Source organism: Mameliella sp. CS4 (assembly GCF_019392335.1).
In the GTDB taxonomy this organism is placed as follows: Bacteria; Pseudomonadota; Alphaproteobacteria; order Rhodobacterales; family Rhodobacteraceae; genus Antarctobacter.
The window spans coordinates 98,006-113,057 of record NZ_JAHXRQ010000014.1; the positions used below are offsets into that span (position 1 = coordinate 98,006).

The 15,052-nt window shown below is 65.1% G+C and carries 16 protein-coding genes; 14 read left to right on the forward strand and 2 right to left on the reverse strand.

The window, feature by feature from the left end:
• The first annotated feature begins 1 nt into the window (after position 1).
• The 12 genes from KZZ07_RS16910 (at position 2) to KZZ07_RS16965 (ending at position 11,113) form a co-directional block, all read left to right on the forward strand.
• Entirely contained in the window at positions 2-499 is a 498-nt protein-coding gene (locus KZZ07_RS16910) for an ester cyclase (protein WP_219515982.1), read from the forward strand.
• Positions 496-1,827, forward strand: coding sequence for a histidinol dehydrogenase (hisD, locus tag KZZ07_RS16915; protein WP_219515983.1), 1,332 nt, complete (start codon positions 496-498; stop codon positions 1,825-1,827). The genes KZZ07_RS16910 and hisD (KZZ07_RS16915) overlap by 4 nt, the downstream gene beginning before the upstream one ends.
• On the forward strand, positions 1,824-2,579 hold the full coding sequence (locus tag KZZ07_RS16920) for an SDR family NAD(P)-dependent oxidoreductase (RefSeq protein ID WP_219515984.1): 756 nt from the start codon (positions 1,824-1,826) through the stop codon (positions 2,577-2,579). The genes hisD (KZZ07_RS16915) and KZZ07_RS16920 overlap by 4 nt, the downstream gene beginning before the upstream one ends.
• The gene (locus tag KZZ07_RS16925; protein ID WP_219515985.1) at positions 2,579-3,595 is read left to right on the forward strand and encodes a LacI family DNA-binding transcriptional regulator; all 1,017 of its coding nucleotides are present in this window, start codon (positions 2,579-2,581) and stop codon (positions 3,593-3,595) included. Before KZZ07_RS16920 ends, KZZ07_RS16925 begins: the two co-directional genes overlap by 1 nt.
• Positions 3,596-4,618, forward strand: a complete 1,023-nt coding sequence (locus KZZ07_RS16930) for a nuclear transport factor 2 family protein (protein ID WP_219515986.1) — start codon at positions 3,596-3,598, stop codon at positions 4,616-4,618.
• The gene (locus KZZ07_RS16935; RefSeq protein ID WP_219515988.1) at positions 4,615-5,625 is read left to right on the forward strand and encodes a nuclear transport factor 2 family protein; all 1,011 of its coding nucleotides are present in this window, start codon (positions 4,615-4,617) and stop codon (positions 5,623-5,625) included. The genes KZZ07_RS16930 and KZZ07_RS16935 overlap by 4 nt, the downstream gene beginning before the upstream one ends.
• A gap of 217 nt (positions 5,626-5,842) precedes the next feature.
• The gene (locus KZZ07_RS16940) at positions 5,843-6,808 is read left to right on the forward strand and encodes a cupin domain-containing protein (RefSeq protein WP_219515989.1); all 966 of its coding nucleotides are present in this window, start codon (positions 5,843-5,845) and stop codon (positions 6,806-6,808) included.
• A 6-nt stretch (positions 6,809-6,814) separates the two neighbouring features.
• Positions 6,815-7,261 (forward strand): hypothetical protein, encoded by a 447-nt coding sequence (locus tag KZZ07_RS16945; protein ID WP_219515990.1) that lies wholly within the window; start codon positions 6,815-6,817, stop codon positions 7,259-7,261.
• Complete coding sequence (locus tag KZZ07_RS16950; RefSeq protein ID WP_219515991.1) at positions 7,258-8,379, forward strand: cobalamin-independent methionine synthase II family protein; 1,122 nt, start codon at positions 7,258-7,260, stop codon at positions 8,377-8,379. Before KZZ07_RS16945 ends, KZZ07_RS16950 begins: the two co-directional genes overlap by 4 nt.
• Positions 8,376-9,077: an alpha/beta fold hydrolase gene (locus tag KZZ07_RS16955; protein WP_219515992.1), complete on the forward strand. Its 702-nt coding sequence runs from the start codon at positions 8,376-8,378 to the stop codon at positions 9,075-9,077. The genes KZZ07_RS16950 and KZZ07_RS16955 overlap by 4 nt, the downstream gene beginning before the upstream one ends.
• Complete coding sequence (locus KZZ07_RS16960) at positions 9,070-9,765, forward strand: RraA family protein (protein WP_219515993.1); 696 nt, start codon at positions 9,070-9,072, stop codon at positions 9,763-9,765. Before KZZ07_RS16955 ends, KZZ07_RS16960 begins: the two co-directional genes overlap by 8 nt.
• A gap of 1 nt (position 9,766) precedes the next feature.
• Positions 9,767-11,113, forward strand: coding sequence for an amidase (locus tag KZZ07_RS16965; protein ID WP_219515994.1), 1,347 nt, complete (start codon positions 9,767-9,769; stop codon positions 11,111-11,113).
• Here KZZ07_RS16965 and hisD (KZZ07_RS16970) read toward each other — a convergent pair.
• Both hisD (KZZ07_RS16970) and hpaR read right to left on the reverse strand, forming a co-directional pair.
• Positions 11,095-12,390, reverse strand: a complete 1,296-nt coding sequence (gene hisD / locus KZZ07_RS16970; RefSeq protein WP_370631196.1) for a histidinol dehydrogenase — start codon at positions 12,388-12,390, stop codon at positions 11,095-11,097. The two genes, KZZ07_RS16965 and hisD (KZZ07_RS16970), sit on opposite strands and share 19 nt — an antisense overlap.
• A gap of 163 nt (positions 12,391-12,553) precedes the next feature.
• Positions 12,554-13,030, reverse strand: coding sequence for a homoprotocatechuate degradation operon regulator HpaR (gene hpaR / locus KZZ07_RS16975; RefSeq protein WP_219515996.1), 477 nt, complete (start codon positions 13,028-13,030; stop codon positions 12,554-12,556).
• Positions 13,031-13,095: 65 nt separating this feature from the next.
• On the opposite strand from hpaR, the gene KZZ07_RS16980 reads away from it, so the two are divergent.
• Entirely contained in the window at positions 13,096-13,485 is a 390-nt protein-coding gene (locus KZZ07_RS16980; RefSeq protein WP_219515999.1) for a 5-carboxymethyl-2-hydroxymuconate Delta-isomerase, read from the forward strand.
• Positions 13,486-13,494: 9 nt separating this feature from the next.
• Entirely contained in the window at positions 13,495-15,006 is a 1,512-nt protein-coding gene (hpaE, locus tag KZZ07_RS16985) for a 5-carboxymethyl-2-hydroxymuconate semialdehyde dehydrogenase (protein WP_219516000.1), read from the forward strand.
• Positions 15,007-15,052: the final 46 nt, after the last annotated feature.

Here is a 15,052-nt window from a genome sequence, read left to right on the forward strand (position 1 = left end):
AATGACCCCAGAGGAGCAGGCCGAGGCGACCCGCCAGGTCATCATCCGCATGGAAGAGGCGCTGGGCGCCAATTCCAACGACATGGGCCAGCATTTCCACGAGGATTTCCGCTGGATGGGCAACCGGGGCTGCGGCACGAAACCGGGGCTCGACGCCTTTCGCCGCAATTGGCAATTGCCGCTGCGCGCCGCCTTTACCGAGCGGGACTACAAGACCGAGAAATTCATCTGCGAAGGCGAATGGGCGTCGTGTTTTGGCCATATCGAGGCCACCCATTCCGGCACCTTCATGGGCATCGGACCCACCGGCAAGCGGGTGACGATCCCCTACATGGATTTCTGGAAAGTGACCGAGGGGCGCATCGCCGACAACTGGGTGTCGGTCGATTTCGCCTCTGTCCTGGCCCAGTTGGGCCGGGATGTATTCGATGGGCAGGGCTGGGAGCATTTCGACGACGGCACGCTCACGCCGCCCAGTGCAGAGAAGGAAGCGACATGACCATCACCTATCTCAAGCGCGGCAAACCAGAGGCCGACCGCGCCGAAGATGACGCAAAGACGGCTGCCGTGGTGGCCTCTACGCTCAAGGATATCGAGACGCGTGGTGACGCCGCGGTGCGCGAATTGGCGGTCAAGTTCGACAAGTATGACCGTGAGAGCTATCGCCTGACGCAAGGTGAGATCGAGGCGATCATCGCCAAGGTCAGCCCGCAGGACCTGGAAGACATCAAGTTCGCGCAGGAGCAGGTTCGGAATTTTGCGCAGGCACAGCGCGACTCGATGCTGGACATCGAGGTCGAGACGTTGCCCGGCGTGATCCTTGGTCACAAGAACATCCCGGTGCAATCGGTGGGCTGCTACGTCCCGGGCGGCAAGTTCCCGATGGTCGCCTCGGCGCATATGTCCGTGGCGACGGCCAAGGTGGCGGGTGTGCCGCGCATCGTTGCCTGTACGCCGCCCTTCAACGGAGAACCCAACCCCGGCGTGATCGCCGCGATGCATCTGGGCGGCGCGGATGAGATCTATGTGCTGGGCGGCATCCAGGCGGTGGGCGCGATGGCGCTGGGCACCGAGAGCATCGCGCCGGTGCATCTGTTGGTCGGTCCGGGCAATGCCTTTGTCGCCGAGGCCAAGCGCCAGCTTTTTGGCCGCGTCGGCATCGACCTTTTCGCTGGCCCGACAGAAACTATGGTGATCGCGGATGAAACCGCCGCCGATGCCGAGCTTTGCGCCACCGATCTGCTGGGGCAGGCGGAACATGGCTACAACAGCCCCTGTGTTCTGCTGACCAATTCCGAGAGGCTGGCCAAGGCAACACTGTCCGAGATCGACCGCCTGCTGGGGATCCTGCCCACCGCTGAGACCGCGAAGGTCAGCTGGCAGGATTATGGCGAGGTCATCGTCTGCGACACCTATGACGAGATGCTGCAAATGGCGGACGAGATCGCCAGCGAACATGTGCAGGTGATGACCGACCGCGACGACTGGTTCCTCGAACACATGACCTGCTACGGCGCGCTTTTCCTTGGGCCACGCACCAATGTGGCCAATGGCGACAAGGTGATCGGCACCAACCACACCCTGCCGACCAAGAAGGCGGGGCGCTACACCGGCGGGCTCTGGGTGGGCAAGTATCTGAAGACCCACAGCTATCAGAAGATCCTGACCGATGAGGCCGCAGCCCGGATCGGCGCCTATGGTTCGCGGCTCTGCCTGCTTGAGGGCTTTGTCGGCCATGCGGAACAATGCAACGTCCGGGTCCGCCGCTATGGTGGGGTAAACGTGCCTTACGGCGCGCCTGCGCAAATCGTGGAGGCGGCGGAATGAGCCTGCCGCGCACACCGTCGTTGCGCCTCGACGGCAAGCGTGCGCTGGTCACCGGTGCCTCTTCGGGCATTGGTCAGGCCTGTGCCGTGGCGCTGGCCGAGGCGGGCGCGCATGTCATCTGCGCGGCGCGCGGGGCAGACCGCCTGAACGAGACCGTGGCGGAAATGCGGGCCGAGGGCTGGAGCGCCGAGGCGTTGCCGCTGGACATCGCCGACCTCTATGCGATGCAGGCCGCGCTGGCGGATCAACGGTTGGACGTGGTGGTCAATTCCGCCGGTCTCGCCCGCCACAGCCCGGCGCTGGAGACCACGCCCGAGGACTACGACGCGGTCATGGGCGTCAACCTGCGCGCGGCCTACTTCCTGTCGGTAGCGGCGGCGAAAGCCATGCCCGAGGGCGGCGGCTCGATCATTCATATCAGCAGCCAGATGGGCCATGTCGGCGGTATCGACCGCGCGGTCTATTGTGCGTCGAAACACGGGCTCGAAGGCATGATCAAGGCGATGGCCATCGAATGGGGCAAACGCCGCATCCGCATCAATTCGATCTGTCCGACCTTCATCCGCACGCCTTTGACCGAAGGCACCTTCGACAACCCCGAGCGCGTCGCCTGGATCCAGGAAAAGATCAAGCTGGGCCGGGTGGGCGAGGTCGAGGACATCATGGGGGCGGTGCTTTATCTGGCTTCTGACGCCTCGGCTCTGGTAACCGGCACCTCTATGTTGATCGACGGGGGCTGGACGGCGGACTGATGACAAATGAACGGGTGACATCGATACAGGTGGCGCGCCGCGCCGGGGTAAGCCAGTCGGCGGTGAGCCGGGTCTTTACCCCCGGCGCCAGCGTGTCCAAGGCGACGCGGGAAAAGGTGCTCAAGGCCGCCGAGGAACTGGGCTATCGGCCCAATGTTCTGGCCCGCGCGATGATCACCGGCCGGTCGCGCATTATCGGCCTGGTCGTCGCCTACCTCGAAAACCAGTTTTACCCGGAAGTGGTCGAACGCCTGTCCGTGGCGCTGCAGAATGAGGGCTATCATGTGCTGGTCTTCATGTCCTCGCCCACGGTGGGCGACGTGCAGGATGTGATGCGTGAAATCCTGGATTACCAGGTGGATGGCATCGTTCTTGCGTCTGTCTCGATGTCCTCGGTGCTGGCGCGCCGTTGCCACGATCACGGCATTCCCGTGGTCCTGTTCAACCGCGAACAGGACGACCCTGGCATGTCTTCCGTGACCACGAACAACTACCTCGGCGGACGCGAGATCGCCGCGCATTTCGCCGCCGACGGGCACCGGAAAATCGGTTACATCGCCGGGCTCGAAGAGGCCTCGACCCAGCGTGACCGCGAGGCGGGGTTTCGCGACGGGCTGGAAGAGGCGGGGCTTCCATTGGTCGCGCGCGAACTGGGCAACTTCGAATATGCCCGCACCCGTGCCGCCGCGCTGGAGATGTTCGCGGGGCGCGACTACCCCGACGCCGTCTTTGTCTGCAACGATCATATGGCCTTTGCCGTGATGGACGCGATCCGGTCCAAGCTGGGTTTGCGTGTGCCCGATGACGTGGCGGTGGCGGGCTTTGACGATGTGCCGATCGCTGCCTGGCCTGCCTATGACCTGACCAGCTATCGCCAGCCGATCAACCGCCTCGTCGCCCATACGGTCGACATCCTCCTGCGTCGGATCGCCGACCGCGAGGCCCCGCCCGAGCGCATCATGATCGACGGCGAGCTCAAACGGCGCGGCTCTACACGCAACATCGGAGAGACCTGAATGCGGGGATTCGATCCGAAATGGCAGGACGTGCCGCATTTCATCATCGGCATCACCAAGGAGATCTGGGAGGATCGCGAGATCGGCTCGCTGCGGCACCGCTACGCGGATGGGCTGATCGTGCGCTCTCCAGCCTCTGTCGTGGTGGACAATTCAAACGTGATCGCCGCGACGATGGCAACGCTCGCCGAATTCCCCGACCGCGAGTTGCTGGGCGAGGACGTGATCTGGTGCGAGGATCCGGAGGGGACGACGGAGACGTCGGATGCCTTTCTATCGTCGCACCGGCTGATCTGTACCGCGACGCACAGCCATCCGGGCATGTACGGCGCGCCCACCGGGCGGCGCGTGGCCTATCGCATCCTGGCCGATTGCGCGGTCCGCGAGGATGCCGTCTATGACGAATGGCTGGTGCGCGACCAGTCCGCCATCCTGTCGCAGTTGGGCTTTGACCTGGTCGACTGGACCCGTGACCTGATCTCGCGCGAGGGTGGCCCGGAGGCCTGCGTGCCGCCGATGACTCCAGCGACGGATGTGGCCGGCCCCTATGACCGGCAGGGCAATGACAGTGAATGGGGCCAGCGCTATGCGGAGGTGATCAGCGCGATCATGGCCGCCGAGATGAACGTGATCCCGCGCGCCTATGACCGGGCTGTCAGCCTGCATTACCCCGGCGGTCAGGACGGGTTGGGCTGGGGCGATGCGGATCGGTTCTGGATGGGCCTGCGCGCCGCCTTTCCCGCGGCGGAATTCCGGATCGAACATGTGGTGGGCCGCGACGATCCGCTGATGCCGCCGCGCGCCGCCGTCCGCTGGAGCCTTCACGGTACACATTCCGGATGGGGCCGCTTTGGCCGCCCGACCGGGGCTGAGGTTTACATCATGGGGATCAGCCATGCTGACTTCGGCCCCTTCGCCGGAAATGGCCGCTGGGGCGATCCCACAGTGCGCCGCGAATTCACCCTGATCGACGAAACTGCGATCTGGAAACAGATCCTCCTGCAAACCGGAGCACATGAATGAAGGGGTTTTCCGACAAGTTCAGCGATCTGCCCGACTATATCCTCAAGATCACCAGGGAGATCTGGGAGGATCGCGGGCTGGCCACGTTGCACCATTACTATGGTCGCGACATCCCGATGCGCTTTCCCTCGGGGTTGGTGACGGGCAATGCCGGTGTCATCGACGGCACACTGGCCACGCTGGCCGAATTCCCCGACCGGCAGTTGCTGGGTGAGGATGTGATCTGGTCCGAAGGTCCGGAAGAGGGGCGTTACCTGTCCTCTCACCGGCTAGTGACGATGGGAACCCATACCGGCCACGGTGCCTTTGGTGCACCCACGGGGCGGCAGTTTACCATTCGCGCGATTGCCGATTGTGCCGCCAAGGGGGACGTCATTGACGACGAATGGCTGATCCGTGACGTGGGGGGCATCGCCCGGCAGCTTGGCTGGGACCCGGTGGAGTACGCCCGCTACCAGATCGAGACAGAGGGCGGTCCGGATGCCTGCCAGCGTCCCTTCCACCCCAGCCACGACGTGCAGGGCCCCTATACCGGGCGCGGCAATGACAGTGAATGGGGCGCGCGGCTGGCCGATATCCTGACCCGGATGATGGAGAAGGATTTCACCGTCATCCGACAGGACTACGACCGCGCGGTGCGCACCGAGCACTGGGGCGCGCGCGGCGGCTGGTCATATGACTTTGCCGAAACCGACTGGATGCGCCTGCGGTCGTCCTTTCCGACCGCGAAATTCGAGATCCATCACCAGATCGGTCGCTCGGACCCCGGTACGCCCAACCGCGCCGCCGTGCGCTGGTCGCTGACCGGCCCGCATTCCGGACACGGTTCTTTCGGCGCACCCACCGGGGCCGAGGTGCATGTCATGGGTATCACCCATGCGGAATGGGGCGAGTGGGGGCTGCGCCGCGAGTTCACCTTGATCGACGAGGTGGCGATCTGGAAGCAGATCCACCTGCACACCGGCGACGTCACCCTCCGGGCCGCACCGCAGACGGAGGCCGGATGACATCGGTTCTTTCATCCGGGACGGTCTGGCAGGGGGCTGAGAGCAGGGCGCGCGCCATGATGGCGCGTGCGCGCCGCCTGCGACCCCTGCATGGGTTCCTGGCCAGCCGTCGCGCGCGGCGGCTGAACAATCGCCCGCCCGGGGCGCTGAACAACTCCCATCGGATTTGTTCAACCCGCCGTGCCTGACAGCGCGCGGCAACCAGAGGAAGACCCACATGACACCGCAAGACATGTCCGCCCGCATCGTGCGCTACGGCGAGCTTCAACCCTGCAAGACAGCCTTCATCGACGCCCATACGCCCGGCTCGAACCAGAAGGAAAACTTTACCATCATCGGCGGCGGCGTATCCGAGTCGCCCGATCAGCACGTCCACATCACCATCCCGCACGGGTTCAACATCGGTGCCGCCGGTCAGCCGCCGAAATGCCGCAACTCGATGCACAACCACCGCACGGCAGAGGTGTTCTTCATCCTCTCGGGGCGCTGGCGCTTTTTCTGGGGCGAAAAGGGTGACGCGGGCGAGGTGATCCTTGAAGAGGGCGATATCTTCAACATCCCCACCAACATCTTTCGCGGGTTCGAGAATATCGGCACCGACTACGGGATGATCATGGCGATCCTCGGCGGCGAGGATGCCGGCGGCGGCGTGATCTGGGCGCCGCATGTGATCGAGGACGCCAAGGATCACGGGCTGATCCTGGGTGAGAACGGCAAGCTGTACGACAGCAAGAAAGGCGAGAGCCTGCCCGAGGGCGTGAGACCCATGCCGCTGCTGACCAGCGAAGAACTGGCCAAGGTCGATTGCCCCACCACGGCGCAGGTGATCGGCGGCTACGTCCGGCGCTATCTGGACATGGTGGCGCTGGCCAACGATGGCGCGGTCAAGGTGATCGGCGAGACCGGCCTCATCCGCGACAAGCCGGGCTTCGAGGTGGATTTCCTGACCCGTGCCAATGCGACCGGGGAAAAACATGCGCATGACAAGCCCTCGGTCCTGATGCCCGTCAAAGGGCATTGGCGCGTGGACTGGGATGGCGGCAGCGCCATCCTGGCGCCCGGTGATACCATGAGCGTGCCGGAAAACCTTGCCCATTCGGCGGTGCCCTCGATGACCGGCGAGGCGGCGATGTACCACGTCATCGCCACCGACGATCCGGCGGGCCGGACCTGGCAGGGCTGACCGTCAATGCGGGTCGTTTTCGCCTTTGCGCTTTTTCTGGGCCTGTCCTGGGCGGTGTCGGACATCCTGTCCGGTCATGCCCGGGAGGCGCTTGTCGGGCTGGCCATCGCCCTGGTGAGCGGCGCGCTCTTGTGGCGCGATCTGCGAGACCCGGAAAAGACGCGCAAGGGCGGAGAAATGGCGAAGATCACCTTCACCTTTGAGCCGGGTGAGGGGATCGGCCCGCCGGGCACATATGCCCGCATCGACACATACCGGCGGGTCGCCTGGTCCGTCGCGTTGGACCGGGCGCCGCGGCGCGAAGATCTGGACATGAACGGTATCGTGCGCCGGGGCTGGGTCTGGCTGGACGCGGACGGATTGCCGCAACGCGTCCGCATCGACAGCGGCATGACCTGGGAAAGCTGGCCGGTGCTGGGTGCCGTGCCTTTGAACAAGGAACTGAAACCATGAGTATTCTGTCGACGCATGTCGGGTCTTTGCCGCGCACCCAAAAGGTGGTGGATTTCATTTTTGCCCGCGAACAGGGGCAAGGCTATGACGCCGACGCCTTTGATGCCGCCATGTCCGAGGCGGTGCAGGACACCGTCCGCAAACAGGTTCAGGCCGGGATCGACATCGTCTCGGACGGCGAGACCTCGAAGATCAGTTACGCGACCTACGTCAAAGACCGTTACACCGGCTTTGACGGTGACAGCCCGCGCAACGCGCCCGCCGACCTGAAGCTTTTCCCCTCTTTCCTCAAGCGTATCGCCGACGATGGCGGAACGCCGCAATATGCGCGCCCCATGTGCGTGGGCGAGGTGAAATCGAAAGGGCAGGGCGAACTGGAAAAGGACATCGCCAACCTTAAGGCGGCGATGACAGCGCATGGGGTGGAGCGGGGGTTCATGAATGCGGCCTCGCCCGGGGTCATCTCGCTGTTCCTGCAGAACGATTTCTACAAGACGCGCGAGGCCTACCTGGCCGCGCTCGCCGACGCGATGAAGGCGGAATACGAAACGATCGTGGCCTCGGGCCTTGACCTGCAACTGGACTGCCCCGACCTTGCCCTTTCGCGGCACATGCTGTTCACCGATCTCAGCGACGCGGAGTTCGTCAAGGTGGCCGCCGCCCATGTCGAGGCGCTGAACCACGCGCTGGCGGACGTGCCCGAGGACAAGGTGCGCATTCACATCTGCTGGGGCAACTACGAGGGGCCGCATGTCTGCGATATCCCGATGGCGCAGATGTTCGACACGCTGATGTCGGCCAAGGCGCGCTACGTGCTGTTCGAGACATCGAACCCGCGCCACGGCCATGAATGGACCGTATTCCGTGACCGCAAGAATGACATCCCCGAGGGCAAGGTGTTGGTGCCCGGGGTGGTGGATACGACCACCAACTTTGTCGAACACCCTGACCTTGTGGCGCAGCGCATCCAGCGCTTTGTCGATATCGTCGGCGCCGAGCGGGTGATCGCCGGGTCCGATTGCGGTTTCGGGACCTTCGCGGGTTTCGGCGCGGTCGATCCCGATATCGCCTATGCCAAGCTCGCGGCCCTGTCCGAGGGGGCGAAACGCGCCTCATGACCCCGCTTGTCCTGCTTCCGGGCATGATGTGCGACGCACGGCTCTTTGCGCCGCAGGTCGCCGCGTTTTCCGGCACCCACGCCGTGCATTGCGCCCCGATCGGTGGGCATGACAGCATGCAGGCACTGGCTGCTCATGTTCTGGCCCATGCCCCGCCGCGCTTTGCGCTGGCAGGGCTCAGCATGGGCGGCATCGTCGCGATGGAGGTCCTGCGTCAGGCGCCCGACCGGGTGGCGGGCCTTGCGCTGCTTGACACCAATCCCAAGGCGGAACTGGAAGACGTGCGCGCGCGCCGCGTGCCGCAGATGGACAAGGTGCGCGCAGGGCACCTGGACGTGGTGATGCGCGACGAGATGAAGCCGAACTACCTTTCCAACGGTCCGCGCCGGGCGAAGATCCTCGATCTGTGTATGGAGATGGCGTTGTCGCTGGGGGCTGAGGTCTTTCTCAATCAGTCCCGCGCGCTGGCCGACCGTCCCGACCAGCAGGAGACGCTGCGCGCCTACCAGGGCCCCGCGCTGGTGCTCTGTGGGCGCGATGACGCCCTGTGCCCGGTGACGCGGCACGAACTGATGCATGAGCTGATCGCCGGCAGCACCCTGCGCGTGATCGAGAACGCGGGGCATCTGCCCACCCTTGAAAAACCTGACGAGACCACTGCCGCGCTGGCGGCCTGGCTGGAGAAATGTGATGGATGACACCCTTCTGGCGCTCTTGCGCAGCGTCGACACGCCCACTGTCTGCAATGCCATCGAGGTTGCCCAAGGAAAGCGCGGCTTTAACGGGTTCACGCGGGGCACGATGCTGTGCTCGGACCCCGAGGGCGGGGCGATGGTGGGCTACGCGGTCACGGCGAAAATCTCGGCGCTGGCGCCGCCGAAAGAACCCGCCGACGTGATCCGCGCCCGCCGCATGGCCTACTACAAGGCGATGGCGGAAGGGCCGAAGCCCTCTGTCGCGGTGGTCGAGGACGTGGATTACCCGAACTGCATCGGCGCCTATTGGGGTGAGGTCAACACCACGGTCCACAAGGGCTTTGGCATGTCGGGCGCGCTGACCAACGGTGTGATGCGCGATCTGGGGGATCTGGCGCCGGGGTTCCCGGTGGTCGCGGGGTCCATCGGGCCAAGCCACGGTTTTGTGCATGTCACCGAACTGGGCACGCCGGTCGAGGTCTTCGGCCTCAGGGTGAATCCCGGCGACCTGGTCCACGCGGACCGGCACGGCGCGCTGGTGATCCCGGCGGATATTGTCGGCCAGATCGCGGCGGCGATTCAAAAGATGCTGGACACAGAACACCTGGTTCTTGGGCCTGCGCGAGAAGAAGGCTTCGATTTTGCCAAGTTCGAGGCGGCCTGGGCCGCCTTCGAGAAGGCCCGGACCTGACGTGCCCGCGACAAACCCCTGTGACCTCAGCATTGCCGAGGCAGGTGCCGCGCTGCGCGGTGGCAGCCTGACATCCGTTGCGCTGACCCGCGCCCACATCGACCGGATCGCCAGCCGTGACGCTAAGGTTGGCGCCTTTACTCATGTGGCCGAGGCCGAAGCCCTGGCCGCGGCGGAGAGCGCAGACAATGAACTGACCGAGGGCAGGGACCGGGGGCCGCTGCATGGCATTCCCTTTGCCATCAAGGACATCATCGACGTTGTCGGCTGGCCGATCCGGTGGGGGTCGCGTGCGCAAGCGGGACGGATCGCAACCGAAAGCGCCCCGGCGGTTACAGCTCTGCTGAATGCGGGGGCGGTGCCCCTGGGGGCGGTTGCCACCTATGAAATGGCCACCGTCGGCCCGGACACCACCGCATTGACACGTCCTCCGCTCAATCCCTGGAACCCCGCTTACATCACGGGCGGCTCCTCGTCAGGCTCGGCGGCGGCTGTGGCGGCGGGGTTGGTGCGCCTTGCGTTGGGCACGGATACCGGTGGATCGGTGCGCAGCCCCGCTGCCTATTGCGGGGTTGTCGGGTTGAAACCGACCTATGAAGCGATCTCGCGCAAGGGGGTTATGCCGCTCTCACCCTCGTTGGACTGTGTCGGTCCACTGGCGCGCAGCGTCTGGGATGCGGCGCTGGCCTTTGCGGCGCTGACCGGGGGCGTCTGGCAGGCAAGCGGTATCGACGGTCTGTCGCTGGCCTATGGCCGTGGCTGGGCCGAGGATGCTTCGGCGCATCCCGTGCTCCTCCCGCTCCTTGACGACGCGGCCTCGGTGCTGAGCCTGTGCGGTGCGAGGGTCACGCTGACAGACCTGCCGGACTATGCCCCGATCGAGGCGGCGGGATCCGACATCCTCCTGTCCGAAGGATGGGCGGCGCATGGCGCAACGGTCGAGGCCGATCCGGGGGCCATCGGTGACATGGCCCGGGCCAGCCTGCGCAGCGGCCAAGGGGTGACGGGCGAAAGGCTTGCCGGGGCACGCGCCAGTGTGGCGCCGCTGACAGAGGCGCTGGACGCGGTATTCGCGCGCCACGCCGCGCTGATCCTGCCCACCACGTTGGCCCCGGCGCCACCCTTTTCGGCCTTTGCCGCCGGTGAACCCGTCTGGACGGCGATGCGCACGATCCCCCTTAACATGACCGGGCACCCGGCTGTGTCGGTGCCGATGGGGTTTGCCAATGGCCTGCCGCTGGGGCTGCAGATCGTCGGGCCGAAGGGCGGTGAAGACACCATCCTGCGGATCGGCGCCGCCTTCGAGGCGGCGACCGATCATTCTGTTCTTCAGCCGCCGCTGACCTGAAGCCGGTCAAGGCGCAGTTGCGCGGCCCGGCGGTGGCCGTCCAGCCCCTCGCTTGCGCTCTGGCGGACGGCGGGCGGGGCCACCTGGCGGACGCCCTCGGGCGCCATCCACTGATGCGTCGCCACCTTGACATAGGCGCCGACCCAGAGCCCTCCGGTATAGCGCCCCGCCGCCATTGTCGGCAGCGTGTGGTTGGTGCCGCAGCACTTGTCGGAATAGACCACGCTGGCCAGTTCCCCGATGAAGAGCGAGCCGTAGTTGCGCAGTTTCAGGGCAAATGCCTTGGGATCGGCAGTGTGGACCTGCAGGTGCTCGGCGGCGATGTGATCCGAATAGGCGATCATCGCGGCCTCGTCCGCGCAGACGGCGATTTCGCCGTAGTCGTCCCAAGCCTGCCGGGCGGTGTCCGCCGTCGCAAGCTCCTGTAACTGGCGGACCACCTCCGCCTCGACCTTCTCGGCGAGGTCCGCATCTGTGGTGATCAGGCCGACGCGGGTGCGCACGTCATGTTCGGCCTGCGCCAGCAGGTCGGTGGCGATCATCGCCGCGTCGCCGGTGCTGTCGGCGAGAGTATAGATCTCCGACGGGCCGGCCAGCTGGTCGATGCCGACAGGGCCGAAGACCTGCCGCTTGGCCTCGTTCACGAAGGCATTTCCGGGACCGACGATCTTGTTCACCGCCGGAACCGTCTCGGTGCCAAAGGCCATCGCGGCGATCGCCTGCGCGCCCCCGATACGAAAGATCCGGTCCGCCCCCGACAGGTGACACCCGGCGATCATCGCCGGGTGGGCATTGGGCGGCAGGCAGGCGATGATCTCGTCCACGCCGGCGACCTTGGCCGGAACGATGGTCATCACCGGGGCCGAAAGCAGAGGGTAGCGCCCGCCCGGCACGTAGCAGCCCACCCGCTCCAGCGGGATGATGCGGTGCCCAAGGTGTACGCCCTCGCGAATCTCGACCTCCAGCGGCAACATGGTGGCCAGCTGAGCTTCGGCAAAATTGGTTACGTTTGCAATCGCGAACTCCGTATCCGCGCGGGTCTGCGAATCGAGGGCGTTCAAGGCTTCCTGTCGCTCTGCCTTGGTGACTTCGAAGGCGGTCAGATCGCTCTTGTCGAACCGGACGGAGAAGTCGGCGACAGCTGCGTCGCCTCGCGATTTAACCTCTGATAATACTTCGGAAACCGTGTTTTCAATGTCCGATGTTCCGCTTTCGGAGGAAAGCCTTGGCGCGCGGAGCCAGGTGACGCCTTCGACCGGAGGTTGCGAGGTTGGCACTGTCTGTCCTTTCGTGTTCAGGAGCATGGTCTATGCGGCTGTATTTTAATCCAGGACGATATTATTGCAAACGTATTCGTTCCTGCTCAAGACTGTCCTGTCTAGTGCCGTCTGTCGGGTGCAAAGGGGGGCTGGAGGGTCTTGGTCCGGTGCGTTGAGCGGGTCAGCCGCCGTTCCGGGGGTCTTCCTGCGTAGTCAGGTCGTCGGTCATGCGTTCCAGCGCATCGAGAAGATCGGCAATGCGCTCCGCGCCCAGCTTTGTCTCGATCTCGGCGTAGATCCTTGCACTGACCAGCCCGGCCTCGTGCAGCAGGGCATTGCCCTCTTCGGTCAGGCGGACAAGTGTCCGGCGTCGGTCGTTCTCGTCACGGCCCTGGGCGATCAGCCCGCGCGATTCCAGCGATTTCAGGATGCGCGTCAGCGATGGCGCCAGGACGCAGGCGGCGCGGGCCAGTTGCGTCGCGTCGATCCCCTCGGTCTCTTGCACGACGCGCAAGACGCGCCATTGCTGCTCTGTCACGTCGATGTTGCGCAGCATCGGGCGGAATCTGTCCATCACCGCCTCTCGGGCCCGCAAGAGCGCGATGGGCAGCGTGCGCTGGGTCGCGGACAGCGGAAAATCGTCTCTGGATCGGGGCATCGAACTCTCCTGTTGACAGGTGGATTATTATTTAACATGTTAAGTGTCAAAGGGGGAGGCGCAGCATGCCGCATCTGAGACTGGAATACTCGCCGGGTCTTGAGGCGCTGACCAACATACAGGCGCTCTGCGACGACCTGCACGCGGCCATGTCCGCCACCGGCGTCTTTCCGCTGGCAGGGATCCGGGTGCGGGCGCACCGGTGCGATGCGGCGGCGGTGGCGGACCGCCATCCGGACAATCACTTCCTGGCGATGGAACTGTCGGTCGGTGCGGGGCGCAGCAAGCCGGTGCTGGCGGGGGCTGGCGAGGCCGTCTTTGCCGCCGCCCGCGCCACGCTGGCGGATCTGTTGGGCAATCCGCATTTTGCGCTGTCGCTCGAAATCCGCGAGATCGACCCCGACTTGAGCTGGAAAGCCAATCCCATACACGCCCGCCTGAAGGCGGAAAGCTGAGAGGACGTCATGAGTGACCTGACCCAGAACCTGGCCAAGGCCGAAGCGGCGCTGTCGCGGTTCAAGCGCGACGGTGTCCTGAACCATATCGGGGGCGAGCAACGCATGGCCGCCTCTGGCGGGACATTCGAATCGATCTCTCCGGTCGATGGCAGCACGCTGGCGCCGGTTGCCAAAGGCGGGGCAGAGGACGTGGATGCCGCGGTGCGCGCGGCAACCGCGGCCTTTGCCGAATGGCGCGACATGCCGGGCAAGGCCCGGCGCGAGATCCTGCACCGGGTGGCCGATGGCATCGTCGCCCGCGCCGAGGAAATTGCCCTTGTCGAGAGCATGGACACCGGCCAGGCGATCCGCTTCATGTCGAAGGCGGCCATGCGCGGGGCCGAGAATTTCCGTTTCTTCGCCGACAAGGCGCCCGAGGCACGGGACGGTCAAACGCTGTATGCGCCGGGCCAGATGAACGTGACCTCGCGCCGGCCCATCGGTCCGGTGGGGGTCATCACGCCCTGGAACACGCCTTTCATGCTGTCCACCTGGAAGATCGCCCCGGCGCTGGCGGCGGGCTGCACGGTGGTGCAGAAGCCGGCCGAGTTCTCGCCCATGACGGCGAAACTGCTGGTCGAGATCGCCGAAGAGGCCGGGCTGCCGCCGGGTGTGCTGAACGTCGTCAACGGTATGGGCGAGGATGCGGGCAGGGCGCTGACCGAACATCCGGGCATCAAGGCCATCGCCTTTGTCGGCGAGAGCCGCACAGGCTCGATGATCATGCGGCAGGGCTCGGAGACGCTGAAGCGCGTGCACTTCGAACTCGGCGGCAAGAACCCGGTGATCGTCTTCGACGACGCGGATATCGAGCGCGCAGTGGATGCGGCGGTGTTCATGATCTACTCGCTCAATGGCGAGCGCTGCACTTCCTCTTCGCGCCTGTTGGTGCAGGACACGATCTATGACGAGGTTTGCGCACAAGTGGCCGAACGCGCCTCGCGCATCAAGGTGGGCCATCCTCTGGACCCCGAGACCGTTGTCGGCCCGCTGATCCACCCGATACACGAGAAGAAGGTGCTGGGCTATTTCGACAGGGCGCGCGAAGAGGGGGCCACGGTGGCCGCAGGCGGTGTCAAGGTCGGGGATGAGGGCTGTTACCTGGCGCCGACGCTGTTTACCCATGCCAACAACGACATGGCCGTGGCGCGGGAAGAGATATTCGGCCCTGTCCTGACCGCCATTCCCTTTGCCGACGAGGCTGAGGCGATGCGGATCGCCAATGACACAGACTATGGCCTGACGGCCTACCTCTGGACCTCGGACCTGTCGCGCGCGCTGCGGATGACGGAGCGGCTGGAGGCGGGCATGATGTGGGTGAACTCGGAGAACATCCGCCACTTGCCGACGCCTTTCGGCGGGGTCAAGGCATCGGGCATCGGCCGCGACGGCGGCGACTGGTCCTTCGATTTCTATATGGAGACGGTCAACGTCAGCTTTGCGACCGAGGCGCACAAGATCCCGAAGCTGGGGGGCTGAGGCGGCCCTTCGGGCCCTTTGGGGTATTTGGACCAAGAAGAAACAT

Bases quoted from the DNA above. Each gene is read 5' to 3' on its own strand.
- KZZ07_RS16925 (WP_219515985.1), top strand. From the start codon at position 2,579: ATGACAAATGAACGGGTGACATCGATACAGGTGGCGCGCCGCGCCGGG.
- KZZ07_RS16980 (WP_219515999.1), top strand. From the start codon at position 13,096: ATGCCGCATCTGAGACTGGAATACTCGCCGGGTCTTGAGGCGCTGACC.
- KZZ07_RS16950 (WP_219515991.1), top strand. From the start codon at position 7,258: ATGAGTATTCTGTCGACGCATGTCGGGTCTTTGCCGCGCACCCAAAAG.
- hpaE (WP_219516000.1), top strand. From the start codon at position 13,495: ATGAGTGACCTGACCCAGAACCTGGCCAAGGCCGAAGCGGCGCTGTCG.
- KZZ07_RS16955 (WP_219515992.1), top strand. From the start codon at position 8,376: ATGACCCCGCTTGTCCTGCTTCCGGGCATGATGTGCGACGCACGGCTC.
- KZZ07_RS16945 (WP_219515990.1), top strand. From the start codon at position 6,815: ATGCGGGTCGTTTTCGCCTTTGCGCTTTTTCTGGGCCTGTCCTGGGCG.
- KZZ07_RS16960 (WP_219515993.1), top strand. From the start codon at position 9,070: ATGGATGACACCCTTCTGGCGCTCTTGCGCAGCGTCGACACGCCCACT.
- KZZ07_RS16920 (WP_219515984.1), top strand. From the start codon at position 1,824: ATGAGCCTGCCGCGCACACCGTCGTTGCGCCTCGACGGCAAGCGTGCG.
- hisD (WP_219515983.1), top strand. From the start codon at position 496: ATGACCATCACCTATCTCAAGCGCGGCAAACCAGAGGCCGACCGCGCC.
- KZZ07_RS16935 (WP_219515988.1), top strand. From the start codon at position 4,615: ATGAAGGGGTTTTCCGACAAGTTCAGCGATCTGCCCGACTATATCCTC.
- KZZ07_RS16930 (WP_219515986.1), top strand. From the start codon at position 3,596: ATGCGGGGATTCGATCCGAAATGGCAGGACGTGCCGCATTTCATCATC.
- hpaR (WP_219515996.1), bottom strand. From the start codon at position 13,030: ATGCCCCGATCCAGAGACGATTTTCCGCTGTCCGCGACCCAGCGCACG.
- KZZ07_RS16910 (WP_219515982.1), top strand. From the start codon at position 2: ATGACCCCAGAGGAGCAGGCCGAGGCGACCCGCCAGGTCATCATCCGC.
- KZZ07_RS16940 (WP_219515989.1), top strand. From the start codon at position 5,843: ATGACACCGCAAGACATGTCCGCCCGCATCGTGCGCTACGGCGAGCTT.